General features: G+C 69.4%; 14 protein-coding genes. 11 read left to right on the top strand and 3 right to left on the bottom strand.

Features of this window, described 5'->3' with window-relative positions; translation table 11 throughout:
• Positions 1-28 precede the first annotated feature (28 nt).
• Entirely contained in the window at positions 29-901 is an 873-nt protein-coding gene (locus BP05_RS04690; protein WP_496360978.1) for a diguanylate cyclase domain-containing protein, read from the top strand.
• A gap of 10 nt (positions 902-911) precedes the next feature.
• Here the strand turns inward: BP05_RS04690 and BP05_RS04695 are convergent, their stop codons facing one another.
• Complete coding sequence (locus tag BP05_RS04695) at positions 912-3,110, bottom strand: DUF5916 domain-containing protein (protein WP_496360980.1); 2,199 nt, start codon at positions 3,108-3,110, stop codon at positions 912-914.
• Between the two features lie 120 nt (positions 3,111-3,230).
• Between BP05_RS04695 and BP05_RS04700 the strand changes: the two genes are divergently transcribed.
• The 5 genes from BP05_RS04700 to BP05_RS04720 all read left to right on the top strand — a co-directional run bounded on the left by BP05_RS04700 (position 3,231) and on the right by BP05_RS04720 (position 8,476).
• Complete coding sequence (locus BP05_RS04700; protein WP_496360982.1) at positions 3,231-5,213, top strand: M1 family metallopeptidase; 1,983 nt, start codon at positions 3,231-3,233, stop codon at positions 5,211-5,213.
• Positions 5,214-5,222: 9 nt separating this feature from the next.
• Complete coding sequence (locus BP05_RS04705) at positions 5,223-6,209, top strand: alpha/beta fold hydrolase (RefSeq protein WP_496360984.1); 987 nt, start codon at positions 5,223-5,225, stop codon at positions 6,207-6,209.
• Entirely contained in the window at positions 6,206-6,937 is a 732-nt protein-coding gene (locus tag BP05_RS04710) for a hypothetical protein (protein ID WP_496360986.1), read from the top strand. The genes BP05_RS04705 and BP05_RS04710 overlap by 4 nt, the downstream gene beginning before the upstream one ends.
• Before the next feature lie 211 nt (positions 6,938-7,148).
• Positions 7,149-7,616 carry an aminoacyl-tRNA deacylase gene (locus tag BP05_RS04715; protein WP_496360987.1) on the top strand — a complete coding sequence of 156 codons (468 nt, stop codon included), beginning with the start codon at positions 7,149-7,151 and terminating at the stop codon, positions 7,614-7,616.
• 122 nt (positions 7,617-7,738) lie between these two features.
• Positions 7,739-8,476 (top strand): glycoside hydrolase family 16 protein, encoded by a 738-nt coding sequence (locus BP05_RS04720; protein WP_496360989.1) that lies wholly within the window; start codon positions 7,739-7,741, stop codon positions 8,474-8,476.
• A 64-nt stretch (positions 8,477-8,540) separates the two neighbouring features.
• Here BP05_RS04720 and BP05_RS04725 read toward each other — a convergent pair whose 3' ends face one another.
• Both BP05_RS04725 and BP05_RS04730 read right to left on the bottom strand, forming a co-directional pair.
• Positions 8,541-9,911 carry an MATE family efflux transporter gene (locus BP05_RS04725; protein ID WP_496360991.1) on the bottom strand — a complete coding sequence of 457 codons (1,371 nt, stop codon included), beginning with the start codon at positions 9,909-9,911 and terminating at the stop codon, positions 8,541-8,543.
• 304 nt (positions 9,912-10,215) lie between these two features.
• Entirely contained in the window at positions 10,216-11,148 is a 933-nt protein-coding gene (locus BP05_RS04730) for a carbohydrate kinase family protein (RefSeq protein ID WP_496360993.1), read from the bottom strand.
• 256 nt (positions 11,149-11,404) lie between these two features.
• Here BP05_RS04730 and BP05_RS04735 point away from each other — a divergent pair, with 256 nt between their 5' ends.
• The 5 genes from BP05_RS04735 (at position 11,405) to rodA (ending at position 17,434) form a co-directional block, all read left to right on the top strand.
• Positions 11,405-12,451 (top strand): rod shape-determining protein, encoded by a 1,047-nt coding sequence (locus BP05_RS04735; RefSeq protein WP_496360995.1) that lies wholly within the window; start codon positions 11,405-11,407, stop codon positions 12,449-12,451.
• A 150-nt stretch (positions 12,452-12,601) separates the two neighbouring features.
• Positions 12,602-13,711 (top strand): rod shape-determining protein MreC, encoded by a 1,110-nt coding sequence (gene mreC, locus BP05_RS04740; protein ID WP_496360997.1) that lies wholly within the window; start codon positions 12,602-12,604, stop codon positions 13,709-13,711.
• Positions 13,708-14,193: a rod shape-determining protein MreD gene (gene mreD / locus BP05_RS04745; protein WP_496361516.1), complete on the top strand. Its 486-nt coding sequence runs from the start codon at positions 13,708-13,710 to the stop codon at positions 14,191-14,193. The genes mreC and mreD overlap by 4 nt, the downstream gene beginning before the upstream one ends.
• Positions 14,193-16,325, top strand: coding sequence for a penicillin-binding protein 2 (mrdA, locus tag BP05_RS04750; RefSeq protein WP_496360999.1), 2,133 nt, complete (start codon positions 14,193-14,195; stop codon positions 16,323-16,325). The genes mreD and mrdA overlap by 1 nt, the downstream gene beginning before the upstream one ends.
• Positions 16,322-17,434 carry a rod shape-determining protein RodA gene (rodA, locus tag BP05_RS04755; protein ID WP_496361001.1) on the top strand — a complete coding sequence of 371 codons (1,113 nt, stop codon included), beginning with the start codon at positions 16,322-16,324 and terminating at the stop codon, positions 17,432-17,434. The genes mrdA and rodA overlap by 4 nt, the downstream gene beginning before the upstream one ends.
• The last annotated feature ends 4 nt before the right edge of the window (positions 17,435-17,438 follow it).

Consider the following 17,438-nt stretch of genomic DNA (forward strand, 5'->3'; position numbering starts at 1 on the left):
GCTTGGCGTTTATCGCGCGCTTTCGCGGGTGTTCCCGCATTCCTTCCGCGCCAAGCTCATGGCCGTGGTGGTGACCTGCACGCTGCTGCCGCTTACGGTGTTCCTGGTCTGGCTGCTGCTGCACGAGGGGCCCAGCCCGCTGCAGCTGGTGACCGGTGTCAGCCTGACCGTGGCCGTCACCCTGCTCGGGGTGCTCGCCGCGCTGTTCCTGCTCTACCACCTGCTCACGCCGCTGCGGATGATGGCGGACGTGGTGCAGGCCTACCAGCAGGAGCACCGCCTGCCGGAACTGCCCGAGGACGGCCGCGACGAAGTCGGCCTGCTGATGCGCGGCATCAACTGTGGCCTGCGCGACATCGACCAGGGCATGCGCGAACTCGAACGCAATGCCCTGGAAGACCCGCTGACCCACGCGCTGAGCCGGCGCGGCAGCGACCGGCATCTGCACGACTGCGTAGAACTCGCCGAGCGGGGCTCGCCGCTGGTGCTGTACGTGCTCGATGTGGACAACCTCAAGCCGGTCAACGACGAATACGGCCATGCCGCCGGCGATCGCATGCTGGTCGACCTGGTCGAGAGCTCGCGCCGCTGGCTGCGCGGCAAGGACTGGATCGGACGCTGGGGCGGCGATGAATTCCTGATCTGCATGCACGACAACCAGCGTGCGAGCAACGAGCGGGTGCGCCAGTGGCTGCGCGAACTGGAGACGCCGCGGCCCGATGGCATCCCGATCCGGGTCAGCGTCGGTTGCGCGCAGTACCGCCCGGGCCTGGACGCGATGCAGCTGTACCGCGAGGCCGACACCGCGATGTATGCGGCGAAGGCGCAGGGCGGCGCCATGCTGGTGTGCGACGACGGCGAGCACGCCCCGCCCGAACCGCTGCGCGCGGCCGGGGCATGAGCGCGCGCGCTCAGCCGCGCGGCTGCCAGGCGTAGCTGAGTTTCAGGAACAGGCTGCGATCGCTGCTGAACAGCTGCTGGAATTCGTCGTCCGCATAGCCGCCCTGCGAATAGCCGGCGTACAGCGCGCTGCGCGGATTGAGCTTGTACGAGTACAGCAGCTGCGCGGCGAGGTCGCGGAAACGGTCGTCGACGTCGCTCGTGTACAGCGCCTGGTCGCGTTCGATGTGGCTGCCCTGCAGCGACAGGCGCAGGCGCTGGCGCGGATCGAATTGCCAGCTCAGGCGTCCGTCCAGCACCTGCGCGTCGAAGGCGGTGCCGCCGTCGCGCCGCAGGCGCTGCCGGGTGTAGTTGAGGTTGATGTTGACGCCGGTGCCGACGTCCCATTGCAGCGACGGCTGCCACTCCACCACGCGCCCGGTGCGCGCGGCGAGCAGGTCCAGCTGCTGGCCCGCGCGCACGGACATCATGAGCTTGAGCCCGGAGACCGGCACGGCTTCCGCGTACAGCGTGCCCCAGTGCTCGTCGAACATGCGGTCGTTCCAGAAGCGCACGCGGGTCAGGCCGCCAAGTTCGTAGTAGCCCTGGCGCGAGGCGCGCGCGCTCAGGTAACCCTCGAGCTCGCGTTCCAGCAACTGGCCGTCGAAGCGGTGGGTGATGTCCCAGTCGCCGTTGAACTCGATGCGGCTGACCGTGGAGCCGTCGGGACGGAACCAGGTATGGCCGCCGCCGATCACCGACTTGCGGTAGCCGACCTGGGTGATGAAGCCGAGGTCCGAGCGGAAGCCCGGGTCGATGTCCCAGTGGCCGACGTTGCCGCGCCAGTTGCGGCTGCCGTAGCTGTAGTTGAGGTACAGCGCGTTGCCCGCGGGCGCGGTGTCGGGCAGGTCGAAGCCGTCGGGGTAGCGCGAATCGCTGCGCAGCCACTGCCCGCGCAGGGTGTGCGCGTCCTTCTGCCAGCGCGCATCCGCGCCCGCCAGCGCGTTGCGGTAGTCGCCGCCGCCGCGGTAGGTGGCGACGCCGCCGATGCTGGTATGGGCGTCCAGGTCGTAGCGGTAGCGGCCGACGAAATCGTCCGCTTCCTGGTCGAGGTCGCGGAACGACGAACCCAGCACGCCCGGCACCAGCAGCTGCGTGGTCGCGTCGCGCGCGGTGATCACGCCGTAGGCCTGCTGGCCGTTGCGACCGGTCACGCGCAGGCCGACGTCGGGGTCGGCGATCTGGCGGGTGTAGAGCACCTGCAGCGGCGTGGTGAAGTAGTCCGCGCCTTCCAGGAAGAACGGCCGCTTCTCCGGGAAGAACAGCGCGAAGCTGGTGTTGAGGTCGAGCTGCGCCTGGTCGGTCTCGACCTGGGAGAAGTCCGGGTTGAGCGTGCCGTTGAGGGTGAGGTTGGGGCTCGGCGCCCAGGCCACGTCGAGGCCGGGTTCGATGTCGGTGCCGTCGCCGGTCCACGCCGCCTGCGGCGCGTCGCGGTGCTCGGCGTGGATCACGGTGAGCGTCGGCACGATCTCGAGGTTGCGGCCCTGCCGGACCCCGGCGAAGCCCTCGACCTTGTCGAAGGTGCAGGTCAGGCAGCGCGAACCGCGCGGCACGCGGTTGTTGAAGTACTGGTAGCGGAATTCGCGCGGGCGGATGCGCAGGAACGCCGCGCCCCAGCGACGCGGGCCGTCGGTGTCGCGGAAGCGCAACGTCGCGAACGGGATCCGCATCTCCACGTCGTAGCCCTGGTCGGTGATCTGCGCGGCGCTGGTCCACAACCCGTCCCAGGAGTCGTCCTCGTCGCCGGTGGCTTCTTCCTTGATCAGGTCGGCCTGCACGCCGAGCGGATTGACGAAGAACTCGTAGGCGCGGCGCTGGTCGTCGAAGGTGTCGAGCATGACCCCGGCGAAGTCGTCGCTGTAGAGCGCATCGCGGTCGCGCAGGAAGGCGCGGATCTTCGCCGGGTCCGGGTCCTGCGCGTGGAAGGAGATCAGCACGGCGTCGTCGGTGTAGGCGATGCGCGCGGTGGTCTTCACCGCGGCGGGCAGGTTGTCGCCGGGCGAGACCTCGTAGCCGAGATCCACGCTGGCGGCCTGCGCCCACAGCGGGTCGTCGAGGTGGCCGTCGACGACGATGTCGCCTTCGACGCGCGGGATGGTGAGGGGTTCGGACGCAAGGGCGGGGAGGGCGGCCAGCGCGAGCAGGCCACCGATCAGTCGGGTCGGGTGCATGCGTGCATTGTCGCGGAACGCGGCCTTTGCCGACCCTGTCGAAAGTCGGGGGCGCGGGCGGAGCCGGCCTCACGGGGCTGGCGCTACACTCCGCGCTTTCCAAGTACGCAGGCCCGTTCCATGCGCCATTCGCTCCTGATGCTGTCCCTCGCGGCCGTGCTGGCCGCCACCACCGGCTGCAAGCGCGAAGCCCCCGCGGGCGGCGATGCCGCGCCGACCGCCGCCGCCCCCGCTCCCGCCGCCACGGCCGTGCACATGATCGACGAGCATTCCTACGCCGAACCGGACAAGGTCCGGACCAAGGACCTGGCCCTCGAACTGAAGGTCGACTTCGACCGGAAGGTGATCGACGGCAGCGCCACGCTCGCGCTGGAATGGCTCGATCCCAAGGCCACCCAGCTGAACCTCGACACCCGCGACCTGACCGTCAGCAAGATCGTCGGCGAGCGCAGCGACGGCAAGTGGGAGGACCTGAAGTACACGCTGGCCCCGGCCGACAAGGTCCTTGGCAGCAAGCTCACCATCGAGACGCCCAAGCGCAACCCGCGCGTGCGCATCACCTACACGACCTCGCCCAATGCCTCGGGCCTGCAGTGGCTGACCGCGGCGATGACCGAGGGCAAGAAGACGCCCTTCATGTTCAGCCAGTCGCAGCAGATCCACGCGCGCTCCTGGGTGCCGCTGCAGGACACGCCGTCGGTGCGCTTCACCTACACCGCGCACGTGGTCGCGCCGCAGGACACGATGGTGGTGATGAGCGCCGCGATGGTGCCGGGCGCCGGCGATGGCGCCGGCAGCCGCGCCGACCAGCGCGACGGCGACTACAGCTTCAAGATGACCAACGCGATCCCGTCCTACCTGCTCGCGATCGGCGTCGGCGACCTGGTGTTCAAGCCGATCAGCAACCGCAGTGGCGTGTGGGCCGAGCCGGCCGCGGTCGATCGCGCCGCCCGCGAGTTCTCCGACACCGAGAAGATGATCCAGACCGCGGAAAAGCTGTACGGCCCGTACCGCTGGGAACGCTACGACATGCTGCTGCTGCCGCCGTCGTTCCCGTACGGCGGCATGGAAAACCCGCGCATGACCTTCCTGACGCCGACCGCGATCGTCGGCGACAAGTCGCTGGTCTCGCTGATCGCGCATGAGCTGGCGCACAGCTGGTCGGGCAACCTGGTCACCTTCTCCACGGCCAAGGATGCCTGGCTCAACGAAGGCGTGACCACGTACGTCGAAGGCCGCATCGACGAGGAGCTGTACGGCAAGGACCGCGCCGACATGGAGCGCGTGATCGCGCGCAACGAACTCAAGGCCGAGTTCACCGAAGAGAACAAGCCGTTGCAGGTGCTGGCCGGCAAGCCGGGCGAGCTCAAGGATCCGGACGACAACCTGGGCTCCACGGTCTACGCCAAGGGCGCCTGGTTCATGCAGTTCCTCGAGCAGCGCTTCGGTCGTGCCGACTTCGACGCGTTCCTGCGCGGCTACTTCGACCACTTCGCGTTCCAGTCGATTTCCTCGCAGCAGTTCGCCGACTACGCCAAGGCCAACCTGCTGGACAAGTATCCGGGCAAGGTCACCCAGGCCGAGTTCGACGCGTGGCTGCATGAGCCGGGCATTCCGGCGACCGCGCCGCAGGTCACCTCGGCGCGCTTCGACGCCGTCGACGCCGCGCGCAAGGCCTGGCTGGACGCCGGCACGCTGCCGGCGAAGGACGCGACGGCGAAGTGGACCACGCAGGAGTGGGTGCACTTCATCGAGGGCATGCCGGAGACGTTGAAGCCCGAGCAGCTGGCCGCGCTCGACGCCGCGTTCCATTTCACCGGCACGCCCAACGGCGAGATCGCGCAGCGCTGGTACCCGCTGGCGGTGCGTAGCGGCTACACCCAGGCCAACGCGGAGATCGCGAAGTTCCTGGAGCGCGTCGGCCGCCGCAAGCTGATCATGCCGACCTACAAGGAACTGGTGAAAACGCCGGAAGGGCTGAAGCTGGCCGAGGAGATCCTCGCCCGCGCCAAGCCGGGCTACCACCCGATCACCACCGGCTCGGTCGAAGCCGCGATCGCGGAAGCCAAGGCCGCCAAGCCGGCCGGGGCGGCCAAGCAGTAAGCGATGCGGATGCGTCGTTCCCTGCGTACGGCCGCCCTCGTGGCGGCCGTACTGCTTGCGCTGCTGGTTGCCGCCGCGGCGCTCGCGGTCGCGCTGGACCCATATCGATTGGTACGCCTGGAATTCGCGCGGCAACGGCTGGGCGCGGGCCTGTCGCAGGGCAGCGTCGAGGTGGCCGGCCACCGCTGGGTCTACGCATACAGCGACGACGCCCCGCGCGGCGCGCCGGTCGTGGTGATGGTGCACGGCTTCACCGGCAGCAAGGAGAACTGGTACCCGCTTGCGCGTCGCCTGCGTGGGCAGTACCGGCTGCTGATCCCGGACCTGCCCGGCTGGGGCGGGAGCGAACGCCGGGCCGGACAGGACTACGGTTTCGCCGCGCAGGGCGCCCGCGTCGATGCCTTCGTGCGCACGCTCGCGCCGGATCGCCCGGTGGTCCTGCTCGGTCATTCGATGGGTGGTGGCATCGTCGCCCTCGTCGCGGCCCGGCACCCGCGTGATGTCGCGCGCGTGGGCCTGTTCGACGCCGCCGGCGTGCGCTTCGCGGACAACGAGTTCGGCCGCGAAGTGCTGGCCGGCCGCAACCCGTTCGCCGTCTCCGATCCGGCCTCGCTGCGGCGTTACCTCGACACCGTCTTCCACGACGCCGCCGCCAAGCCGGTCATTCCCTGGCCGGCCTCCAGCGGCCTGATCGCGCGCCGCCGCCGCGACGCCCCGTTCGAGCAGGCCGTGCTCGATCGCATCGGCCGCGGCCCCGAACGTTTCCTGCCGGGCGTGGAAGCCGCGCGCATCCGCCAGCCCACGCTGCTGCTGTGGTGCCGGCAGGATGCGGTGATCGATTCCAGCGCATCGGGCCTGTACGCTGCGCGCATTCCGCAGGCGCGGCAGGTGCTGCTCGACGGCTGCGGGCACATGTCCATCGTGGAGCGGCCCGATGCGGTCGCGGCCGCGGTCACCGCATTGATCGAAACGCCTTCCGGAACTCCGACGCGATGAAACCGATCCGATTCGCTCTCCTGCTCGCCGCCATCATGGTCCTGACCGCCTGCGAGTCCGCCGAGCAGCAGCAGGCCGCCGCGCAGGCCGCCACCGCCGCGCAGGCCGCGGCCAAGGAACAGAAGGCGCAGGAGCTGGGCAAGCAGTTCGACGCGCAGTACGCGCAGCACAACTGGCTGCTCGCGCGCGCGCACGGCGAGGAGCTGGTGGTCATGTACCCCGACAGCCCGGTGACCGCGCGCATCCGCCCGCAATACGAGGAAGCCAAGGCCAAGGCGGAGCAGGCGCGCGAGCAGCAACGCATGGCGGCGCTGTGGGAGTACCAGAGCGTGGCGGTGAAGGGCGGCAACCAGCTGTCCGCGGCGATCTATTCGAAGAAGCCGGTGGACACCGGCGTCGGCACGGCGCAACCGGTGCGGTTGATCTTCCGCGACCACCCATCGTGGGGACGCAGCAGTTACCTGGTGCTGGAGAACGGCGACTTCGACTGCTACGGCGGTTGCAAGGTCCAGGTCACCCTCGACGACAAGGCGCCCAGGGCGATGGCCGCCTCGCGTCCGAAGACCGACGAGGCGATCGCGATGTTCATCGAGGACGAGCGCGCGTTGTGGCGCATGGCCGGCAGCGCGAAGACCATGACCATCGAGTTCCCGGTGAAGATGGGCGGCAAGCGCACGGCGCTGTTCGAAGTCGGCGGCCTGGATCCGGGCAAGCTGCCCAAGTGGTGACCCGGCGCGACGCCGCCGCCGCGCGACGACACGCCGCACAACAAGTGTTTCACGCGGGGCAACCGCAGGCGGAGTAGTCTCGTCGCGACGGCGTTTTCGCGCAGTGGCTGCAGGCCCCGCGGCGCCCGGTCGGCGCCGCAGGATGCGCGCGCCGCGTCCACCAGCGGCGCCGCCGCGCCGGACTTAAGGCGGATGCCACGCGGAGGGAGTCATGTTGTCCCCACGCCTGCACAACCTGCTCGACGAGCACCACTCGCCTTACCAGACGGTCGTGCACGACCGCACCGTGACCGCGCACGAGACCGCCGCCGCGTCGCACATCCACCAGCAACAGTTCGCCAAGACGGTGATGCTCAAGGTGGACGGCAAGCTGGCGATGATGGTGATGCCCGCGGCCTATCGCGTCGATCTCACCCGGCTGTCCCGCGCGCTCGGCGGCGGCTTGGTCGAGCTGGCCAGCGAAACCGAATTCAAGGACGCCTTCGCCGATTGCGAACTCGGGGCGATGCCGCCGTTCGGCCACCTCTACGGGATGCCGGTATACGTCGATTCGCGCCTCGCGCAGCAGCCTGAGATCGCGTTCAACGCCGGCTCGCATACCGACGCCGTGCGCATGCCGTACGAGGAGTTCGAGAAGCTGGCCCAGCCCGAGCTGCTCTGGCTGGCGCATGTGATGTAAGCCTCACCCGGGAGGGCCATGGCGGCGCTCCCGGGTTGCCGCGTACCTTTCGCGGACGCCCTGCATGGCGGCCGGCACGGCAGCGCGCACGCGAATCGCCGGCCACGACTGAGGAGCAGGTGATGGATCGTTTGCCCAGCGGTTGGATGGCGCCCGCACTGGCGGGCCTGATTGGCCTGGTGGCTGCGCCGGTGTGCGCGGCGAAGACGCTGCTGTTCTCCGGTATGAGCTGGACCGTGCGCCCGAACGGCGTAGGCGGCCCGCGCAACAACAACTGGTGCGAGGCCAACGCATTCGTCGATGCCAACGGCGAGCTGCACCTGCGCCTCACCAAATCCAAGGGCAACAAGTGGTGCGCCGCCGAGATCGTCAGCGACACGCGCCTGGGTTACGGCACCTACCAGTTCCAGTTGAAGGGGCGCGTCGACCTGCTCGACCGCAACGTGGTGCTGGGATTGTTCAACTATCCCACCGCCGACGTCGGCGTCGACGCCACCAACGAGATCGACATCGAGTTCGCCCGCTGGGGCGACCCAAGCGCGGACATGCTCAACTACACCGCGTGGCCGGTGCAGCAGTCGCTGGGCCCCTCGGGCAACACGTTCCCGCTGGCGCTCAGCGGCGACCTCAGCACGCACCGCTTCATCTGGCAGCCCAGCTACATCCGCTACCAGTCCACGCACGGCCATTACGACGACAACCGCTATCCCATCGCCGACTGGACCTTCGCGCCGGCCGATTACGCCAAGCGCATCGCCCATGCGGCGATGCCGGTACACATGAACCTGTGGCTGTACGCGGTGCCGTCGAACAGGCAGCCGGTAGAGATCATCGTCAGCCGGTTCAAGTACACGCCGTAAGCACCATGCCGAAAAAACAGAAGCCGCTCCAAGGCGGCCTCTGGCTCGCGCGTGGTGGCTGGTTTCATTCGGTCGCTGGCTGCGCCGCGGCGGTGGTGCGCGCGGTCGCGGCCGGCAACCGCCGCCGGAATTCCCGCCGCAGCAGCCCCAGGCTCACGATCGCCTGCAACGCCACCGTCGCCATCGACAGCAGCCACAGCTGGCGCAGCTCGAAGCCGGGCTGGCGCGACAGCCACAGCGCCGGCACGCCGAAGGTGAGCAGGCGCGTGGCGGTGCTGAACAACGCCGGCAGCGTGTTGCCCAGCGCCTGGAACATGCCCGAACAGGTGAACACCAGGCCGGAGGCGAGGAAATTCCACGAGATGTAAGCGAGGAACTCGCTGGCCACGGCGAGCACGCCGGCGTCGTGGGTGAACCCGCGCACCAGCAGTTCCGGCCGCCATTGGCACAGCAGGGTGAGCCCCAGCATGATCACGCCGCCGTACCACGCCGCGATGCGGAAGGTCTCGCGCACGCGCTGCGCGTGGCCCGCGCCGAAGTTCTGCGCGGCGACCGGCGATGCCGCGAAGGCGATCGCCATGACCGGCAGGAACGCGGCCTGCATGACCCGCGATCCGATCCCGAAGCCCGCTTGCGCATTGGCGCCGAAATCGCGGATCACCCAGTACACCACGCCGATGAACACGAACATCAGCAGGAATTCGCCGCCGGGGGGCAGGCCGATGCGCAGGATGCGCTTCCACACGTCCGGACGCGCGCGCTGCAGCGACCGGTCGAAACCGACGTAGTGCTCGAGCCGCGCGAAATACAGCGTCATCAGCACGACGCCGACGCCGATCGACAGCGAGCTGGCCAGGGCCGCGCCCGCCACGCCAAGCGCGATCCCGGTACCCCAGCCGGCGATCAGCACCGGCGCCAGCACCGCGTTCAGCACCACGGTCACCATCTGCACGAGCATCGTCGGCTTGGCGATGCCGGTGCCGCGCAGGGCCGAGCCCATCGAGATCAGTGCGAACTGCAGGGCCAGGCCGGGCAGGAACCAGTACAGGTACGTGGTGCCGGCCGCCGCGGTGGCGGCATCGGCGCCGAAGGTGCGCATGAAGCCCGCGGCGAACGCGTAGCCGGCGAGCAGAACCAGCACGCCGCAGCCAGCCGACAGCAGCAGGCTCTGGTTGAACACCAGGTTGGCGTCGGCCTGGTCCTTGCGGCCCACCGCCTGCGCGATCAACGCCATCGTGCCTACGCCGAGCACCTGGGTGATGCCCATGACGATGAACTGCAGGTTGCCCGCGGCGCTGACGCCGGCGATGGCCGCACCGCCCAGGCGCGCGACGAAGTACAGGTCGATCAGCACGTATGCCGTCTGGAACAGCATGCCGATCGCGATCGGCACCGCCATCCGCAACAGGTGCCGGGGAATGGAGCCTTGGGTCATGTCGTGCATGCAGTCACCTCGAGATCGCGCGACGCCTAGGATCGCATCGGCGCGGGCACAAAAACCGGAAAGGCCGCCCGGAGGCGGCCTCTCTTTTCAGGCTGCGAACGCCATCGGAGCGCGTAGCCGGACTGCTGCTTGAACCTGCCCGGCGAACTCTCCGCGCCGATGCCTACAGCGCGTAGCCGAACTGCTGCTTGAACTGCTCGGCGAATTCGTCGTAGTCGAAGCGCGCGCCGCGGCCTAGACGAGGCGCTGGTGATGTCCGCGCCGTCGCCACGGCCGGTGTCGTGTCCGCCGATGCCTACAGCGCGTAGCCGAACTGCTGCTTGAACTGCTCGGCGAATTCGTCGTAGTCGAAGCGCTGGTTCTGGGTGCCGGGATGCTCGACCTTCAGCGCGCCCATCAGGTTGCCGATGCGGCCGATGGTCATCCAGTCGTAGCCCTTCTCGATGCCGAAGATCAGGCCCGCGCGGAAGGCGTCGCCGCAGCCGGTCGGATCGGTGACGCGGCGCTCGTGCGCCGGCGGCACGTTGAGCTTTTCCTTGGCGGTGTGGATCTCCGCGCCCTTCGGGCCGCGGGTGCAGATGTAGGCCTTCACCCGCGACACGATGTCCTTCTCGCTCCAGCCGGTGCGCTCCTGCAGCAGGTTGGATTCGTAGTCGTTGACGGTGACGTAGTCGGCCAGCTCGATGAAGTCGCGCAGCTCGGCGCCGTTGAACAACGGCATGGCCTGGCCCGGGTCGAAGATGAAGGGGATGCCGGCGTCGGCGAATTCCTTCGCGTTCTGCAGCATGCCTTCGCGGCCGTCGGGGCTGACGATGCCGAAGCTGACGCCGGGCACGTCCTTCACGTGGTTCTCGTACGACCGCATCATCGCGCCCGGGTGGAAGGCGGTGATCTGGTTGTTGTCGTGGTCGGTGGTGATGAAGGCCTGCGGGGTGAACAGCTCGTCGATCACCTTGATGCGGTCCAGGCGCACGCCCATCTGCTCGAAGTGCTCGCGGTACGGGCCGAAGTCCTGGCCGACCGTCGCCATCGGGATCGGCTCGCCGCCCAGCAGCTTGAGGTTATAGGCGATGTTGCCGGCGCAGCCGCCGAATTCGCGGCGCATGCGCGGCACCAGGAAGGACACGTTGAGGATGTGCACCTTGTCCGGAAGGATGTGGTTCTTGAACTGGTCCGGGAACACCATGATGGTGTCGTAGGCCAGCGAGCCGCAGATCAAGGCTGCCATCGGCAAATCGTCCTGGTGGGGAGCCCCGGGGGTGGGGCCGAGCTGAAGAGTGAATCGGGGTCGGTCCGGGGCATGTCCGGGGCGGCGGTCGCCGCGCGGCGCGTAGGGTAGCCGCTGGCCCCTGCCCGGGCCAGCGCCAATGCGCTTTTTGGGCAAAATTTCCTTGTCTGGACAAGGGGCTGGGCGTAGTCTACCGGGCTCTTCGTGCCCCCATCCCCCAGTCGGCAGAACGCCGGCCAAAACGGTCAATTCCCCGATGTTCAAGAAGTTCCGCGGCATGTTCTCCAATGACCTGTCCATCGACCTGGGCACGGCCAACACCCTCATCTACGTGCGCGGCCAGGGCATCGTGCTGAACGAGCCGTCCGTGGTGGCGGTGCGCCAGGACCGCCTGATCGGCGGTAACCGCTCGGTGGCGGCGGTCGGTTCGGAGGCCAAGCAGATGCTCGGCCGCACCCCGGGCCACATCAACACGATCCGCCCGATGAAGGACGGCGTCATCGCCGACTTCACCTACACCGAGGAAATGCTCAAGTACTTCATCCGCAAGGTGCACAAGTCGCGCTTCCTGCGTCCCAGCCCGCGCGTGCTGGTGTGCGTGCCCTGCGGCTCGACCCAGGTCGAGCGCCGCGCGATCAAGGAATCGGCCGAGGAGGCCGGCGCGCGCGAGGTCTACCTGATCGAGGAGCCCATGGCCGCCGCGATCGGCGCCGGCATGCCGGTGACCGAGGCGCGCGGTTCGATGGTCGTGGACATCGGCGGCGGCACCACCGAAGTCGCGGTCATCGCCCTGAACGGCATCGTCTACTCGCAGTCGGTGCGCATCGGCGGCGACCGCTTCGACGAAGCCATCATCAGCTACGTCCGCCGTACCTACGGCACCCTGATCGGCGAAACCACCGCCGAGCGCATCAAGCTCGAGATCGGCTGCGCGGTGCCGCAGAAGGACCCACGCTCGATGGAGGTCTCCGGCCGCAACCTCGCCGAGGGCGTGCCGAAGATGGTGAAGATCAACTCCAACGAGGTCTACGAGGCGCTGCGCGAACCGCTGGCCGGCATCGTGGCCGCGATCAAGCTGGCCCTGGAGCAGACCCCGCCGGAACTGTGCGCCGACGTCGCCGAGCGCGGCATCGTCCTGACCGGCGGTGGCGCGCTGCTGCGCGACCTGGATCGCCTGATCAGCGACGAGACCGGCCTGCACGTGCAGGTGGCCGACGATCCGCTGACCTGCGTGGCCCGCGGCGGCGGCCGCGCGCTGGAGCTGGTCGACATGCACGGCAACGAGTTCTTCGCGCCGGAATGATCGGAACGAATTGACCGGAGCGCGGGAGGCGCTGTGCGGAAGCTCGACCACCGCCACACATCGTCTCCCGGCTTTGCGCACAATGCAGTGCTAGCCATGCGCATCCGCCGCATCGCTCCTTCCGACCCTTCTTCCAGTTGATCCGCTGACGTGCCTTCCTACGCCGGTCCTTCCGCAAGCCGCTCCGGCGAGATCGCCGCGACCCTGCGGCTGCTGGCGTATCTCACCCTGGCGGTCGTCCTGATCGTGCTCGACCACCGCGGCGGCTGGCTTGCGCGCACGCGCCAGCAGGCGCAGGCGCTGGTGCAGCCGGTCCGTGCCGTCGCCGGCCTGCCTGGGCGCGTGGTCCAGACCGTTTCCAACGACGCCGGCACGCTCGGCCAGCTCACCGCCGAGAACCGTCGCCTGCGCAACGAGCTGCTGGTCACGCGCGCGCGCATGGCGCGGCTGGCCACGGTGAACGCGGACAACGCACGCCTGCGCGGCCTGCTCGGCGCGTCCGAGCAGGGCAGCCTCGACGTGCAGCTGGCGCCGGTGCTCGACATCGACCTCGATCCGACCCGCCAGCGCCTGGTGCTGCGTGCCGGGAGCAGCGATGGCGTGCGGGTGGGCCAGACCGTGATCGACGCCGGCGGTGTGCTCGGACAGATCATCGAGGTAGCCCAGCTGCAGTCGACCGTGCTGCTGCTGACCGACCCCGACCACGCCATTCCGGTGGCGATCGCGCGCAACGGCGTGCGCCTGGTCGCGTACGGCACCGGCCGGGCCGACCAGCTCGCGCTGGCGAGCGTGCCGCTGTCCAGCGACGTCAAGGTCGGCGACGTGCTGGTGACCTCGGGCCTGGGCGGGCGCTTCGCCGCCGGCTTCCCGGTCGGCACGATCACCGCCCTGCGGCCCGACGACAGCCGCGCCTTCCTGGTGGGCGACGTGAAGCCCGCCGCCCAGCTCGACCGCGGCCGCGACGTGCTGCTGCTACGCACCCTGCCGGCGCGGCCGGTGATCGGCGGACTGCCGCCTGCGCCCGCACCCTCGACGCCTGCCGAGACCGCCAAGCCGGCCGATGCGAAGACGAGCGCCACGGCGCCGGCCAACTCGCCCCGCACCAGGACGACGGCCGCGCCGGCGCCCGCGAAGTCTTCGACCGCGCCGCCCGTCCAGGTTCCGGCATCGTCGCCGCCGGCCGCGGATGACCGGGAAGCGCAGCCGGCCGCCACGCCGGCCGACGCCAAGCCGGCCACCCCGCCGGAGGAGCAGCGCTGATGCGTTCGCGTTCGCCCTGGATCCTGCCGCTCAGCCTGCTCGCCGCGCTGCTGCTCGCCTTGCTGCCGGTGCCGCCGCTGCTGCAGGCGTTGCGCCCGTACTGGCTGGCGCTCGTGATGGCCTACTGGGTGATGGAAGATCCCGACCGGGTCGGCCTGGGTTTCGCCTTCCTGGTCGGACTGGTCGCCGACCTGGTCATCGGCAGCCTGTTCGGCGAACAGGCGCTGCGGCTGGTGGTGATCACCTTCATCCTGCAGCGCTTCCGCGCGCGGCTGCGCTTCTTCCCGATGTCGCAGCAGGCCCTGGCAATCGGCGCGCTGCTGCTCAATGACCGCATCGTCACCACCGCCGTGCACGTGGCGCTGGGCGAAGCGGTGCCGACCTCGCTGTCGTGGTTCTCGCCGCTGGTGGGGATGCTGTTGTGGGGGCCGGTGTTCGTGCTCCTCGACGGGCTGCGCATGGGCGGGCTGCGGAGGCGCTGATGTCGTCGTTCCGCCCGCGCCGCCGTGTGCTCAAGAACGCCGCGCTGGAAGCCGACCAGTTCCGGCGCCGCGCCTTCGTCGCCTTCATGGGCGTGCTGCTGGCGCTGGGCGGGCTGGCGCTGTGGTACTTCCGCCTGCAGGTGTGGCAGCACAGCGAATACGCCACGCGCTCGGAAGAGAACCGCATCAAGCTGCGCCCGGTGGTGCCCGCGCGCGGGCTGATCTACGACCGCAAGGGCCGCATCCTCGCCGACAACGTGCCGGCCTACCGTCTCGACGTCACTCCATACGAGGCCGGCGACAGCAAGCGGTGGCTGCCGGAGCTGGCGAAGATCGTCGCGCTCTCGCCCGAGGACATCGCCAGTTACGAGGCCAACCGCCACGTCGCCCGCGGCTACAAGCCGGTGACGCTGAAGCTGCGCCTGACCGAGGAGGAGGCCGCGCGCTTCGCGGTCGACCGCTGGCGCTTTCCCGGCATCGAACTGCAGTCCTACCTCAACCGCCGCTATCTTTACGGCGAACTGCTCTCGCACGTGATCGGTTACGTCGGCCGCGTCGACGCCAACGACCTCAAGACCATGAGCGAGAGCGACGCGGCGCTGAGCCACGTCGGCAAGACCGGGCTGGAGCGCTTCTACGAACAGGACCTGCGCGGCAAGATCGGCTACGAGAAGATCGTCACCAATGTCGATGGCCGGCCGATGCGCTCGGCCGGGCGCGTACCCGCGCAACCGGGCGCCGACCTGCGCCTGAGCATCGATCTCGACCTGCAGCAGGCGATGGTCACCGCGTTCGGCGACATGGACGGCTCCGCGGTGGCGATCGACCCGCGCACCGGCGAGATCCTGGCGATGGTCAGCCTGCCCGGCTACGACACCAACCTGTTCGTCAACGGCATCTCGCACAACGACTACCGCACGCTGATGGACGACCCGTCGCGGCCGCTGTTCAACCGCAACGTGCTCGGCGGCGGGCCGCCGGGTTCGACGGTGAAGCCGCTGATCGGCCTGGCCGGCCTCGACAGCGGCCTGCGCACGCCCGAATCCAAGGTGTTCTCCACCGGCACCTTCTACATTCCCGGACAGCGCCGCGGCTGGCGCGACGCGCACGGCGGCGCGGGCTGGACCGACCTGCGCAAGTCGATCTCGCAATCGGTGAACTTCTACTACTACAAGCTGGCCTACGAGATGGGGATCCAGCGCTTCGACGAGTACATGTACAAGTACGGCTTCGGCGCCAAGACCGGCATCGACCTCGCCGGCGAGAACGTCGGCGTGGTGCCGTCGCCGGAGTGGAAGCGCAAGCGCTCGAAGGAAAACTGGTATCCGGGCGAGACGGTCAACGCCGGCATCGGCCAGGGCTATTGGGTCGCGACCGTGCTGCAACTGGTGCGCGGCACCGGCGCGATCGCCAACGGCGGCGAATTGCACCGCCTGCACCTGGTCGACGATCGCCGCGACGGCTACGACCGGCCTTGGACGCCGCTGCCGCAACCGGCGCCGGTGCGCATCACCGACAACGCCAGCCACCTGCGTGCGGTCCAGGAAGGCATGATCGCGACGATCCACGGCGGCGGCACGGGCGCCTCGATGGCGCACGGCGCGCCGTACATGATGGCGGGCAAGACCGGCACCGCGCAGAAGATCAGCCGCAAGGGCAACGTCAGCTTCGACCCGCACTCGCTGCCGTACAACCTGCGCCACCAGGCCCTGTTCGTCGGTTACGCGCCCGCGGACAACCCGACCATCGCGGTCGCCATTTCCGTCGAGCACGGCGGCTTCGGCGCGTCCTCCGCCGGTCCGATCGCGCGCAAGCTGTTCGACGCCTGGCTGCTGGGCAAGATGCCCGAACCGGTAGAAGGCGTGACGCGTTCACCGCAGGGCGGGATCCTGATGGCCGGGCGCACGCCGCCGGCCGCGGTGCAACCGCCGAACGCTGCGCCCACGCCGACGCCGACGCCGACGCCGACGCCGACGCAGGCCGCCACGCCGCCGGCGCATGCGCCCGGCACGACCGCGGCGCCGCCGGGCGCGCCCGCGCGCGATGCCGAGGCGAAACCGCAAGGCACCGCGCCGGCGCCGGTACCTCCGCCCGCCGCGCCCGCGCCGCCGGCCACGGAGCCGACGCGATGAGACTGATCCTGCGCTGGCTGTTCGACCTGCTGCTGCGCTTCACGCGCACGCTGGACCTGCCGCTGCTCGGCGCCCTGCTCGCATTGATGGCGATCGGCCTGGCGGTGCTGTACAGCGCCGGCGACCAGTCCACGCGGCTCGTGCTCGCGCAGGGTTCGCGTTTCGCCATGGGCCTGGGCGTGATGTGGATGCTGTCGCGCCTGCCGCCGACGCAACTGCGCAACTGGACGCCGTGGGTGTACGCGCTGTCGCTCATCCCGCTGCTGATCGTGCTGGTGATCGGGCAGGGCAAGCACGGCAACCTGTGGATCAACCTTGGCGTGTTCTATTTCCAGCCGGCCGAGGTGCTCAAGCTGAGTCTGCCGATGATGGTCGCGTGGTACCTCAACCGCCGGCCGTTGCCGCCGCGCTTCGGCGTCGTGCTCGTCGCCGCGGTGATCATCGGCGTGCCGACCGGACTGATCCTGCTGCAGCCCGACTTCGGCACCGCGATGCTGGTCGGGATCAGCGGTGCGTTCGTGCTGTACCTGGCGGGACTGCCGTGGTGGTGGTTCGGCGCGGCGTTCAGCGCGATCGCCGCGATCGCGCCGGTGGCGTGGTTCTGGCTGCTGCGCCCGTACCAGAAGGACCGCATCCTCACCTTCCTCAATCCCGAATCCGATCCCCTCGGTACCGGCTGGAACATCATCCAGTCGAAGATCGCCATCGGTGGCGGCGGCGTCACCGGCACCGGCTGGGGCCAGGGATCGCAGTCGCACCTCAACTACATCCCCGAGCACACCACCGATTTCATCTTCGCGGTGTTCAGCGAGGAATTCGGCTGGCTCGGCGTGGTGCTGGTGCTGTCGCTGTACCTGTTCGTGATCGGCCGCTGCCTGTGGATCGCGGCCGGCGCGCGCGACGGCTATTCGCGCCTGGTCGCCGGCGCGCTGGGCCTGGCGTTCTGCGTGTACGTGATCGTCAACGGCGGCATGATCGCCGGCCTGCTGCCGGTGGTGGGCGTGCCGATGCCGCTGCTGAGCTACGGCGGCACCTCGGCGGTGTCGCTGCTCGCCGGCCTGGGCGTGGTGATGGCGGTGCAGGCGCATCGACCGGTGCATGCACGCTGAGCGG

Source organism: Lysobacter oryzae DSM 21044 (assembly GCF_059568595.1).

Bases quoted from the DNA above. Each gene is read 5' to 3' on its own strand.
- BP05_RS04725 (WP_496360991.1), bottom strand. From the start codon at position 9,911: ATGACCCAAGGCTCCATTCCCCGGCACCTGTTGCGGATGGCGGTGCCG.
- BP05_RS04715 (WP_496360987.1), top strand. From the start codon at position 7,149: ATGTTGTCCCCACGCCTGCACAACCTGCTCGACGAGCACCACTCGCCT.
- BP05_RS04730 (WP_496360993.1), bottom strand. From the start codon at position 11,148: ATGGCAGCCTTGATCTGCGGCTCGCTGGCCTACGACACCATCATGGTG.
- rodA (WP_496361001.1), top strand. From the start codon at position 16,322: ATGAGACTGATCCTGCGCTGGCTGTTCGACCTGCTGCTGCGCTTCACG.
- BP05_RS04705 (WP_496360984.1), top strand. From the start codon at position 5,223: ATGCGTCGTTCCCTGCGTACGGCCGCCCTCGTGGCGGCCGTACTGCTT.
- BP05_RS04700 (WP_496360982.1), top strand. From the start codon at position 3,231: ATGCGCCATTCGCTCCTGATGCTGTCCCTCGCGGCCGTGCTGGCCGCC.
- BP05_RS04735 (WP_496360995.1), top strand. From the start codon at position 11,405: ATGTTCAAGAAGTTCCGCGGCATGTTCTCCAATGACCTGTCCATCGAC.
- BP05_RS04710 (WP_496360986.1), top strand. From the start codon at position 6,206: ATGAAACCGATCCGATTCGCTCTCCTGCTCGCCGCCATCATGGTCCTG.
- BP05_RS04720 (WP_496360989.1), top strand. From the start codon at position 7,739: ATGGATCGTTTGCCCAGCGGTTGGATGGCGCCCGCACTGGCGGGCCTG.
- BP05_RS04695 (WP_496360980.1), bottom strand. From the start codon at position 3,110: ATGCACCCGACCCGACTGATCGGTGGCCTGCTCGCGCTGGCCGCCCTC.
- mrdA (WP_496360999.1), top strand. From the start codon at position 14,193: ATGTCGTCGTTCCGCCCGCGCCGCCGTGTGCTCAAGAACGCCGCGCTG.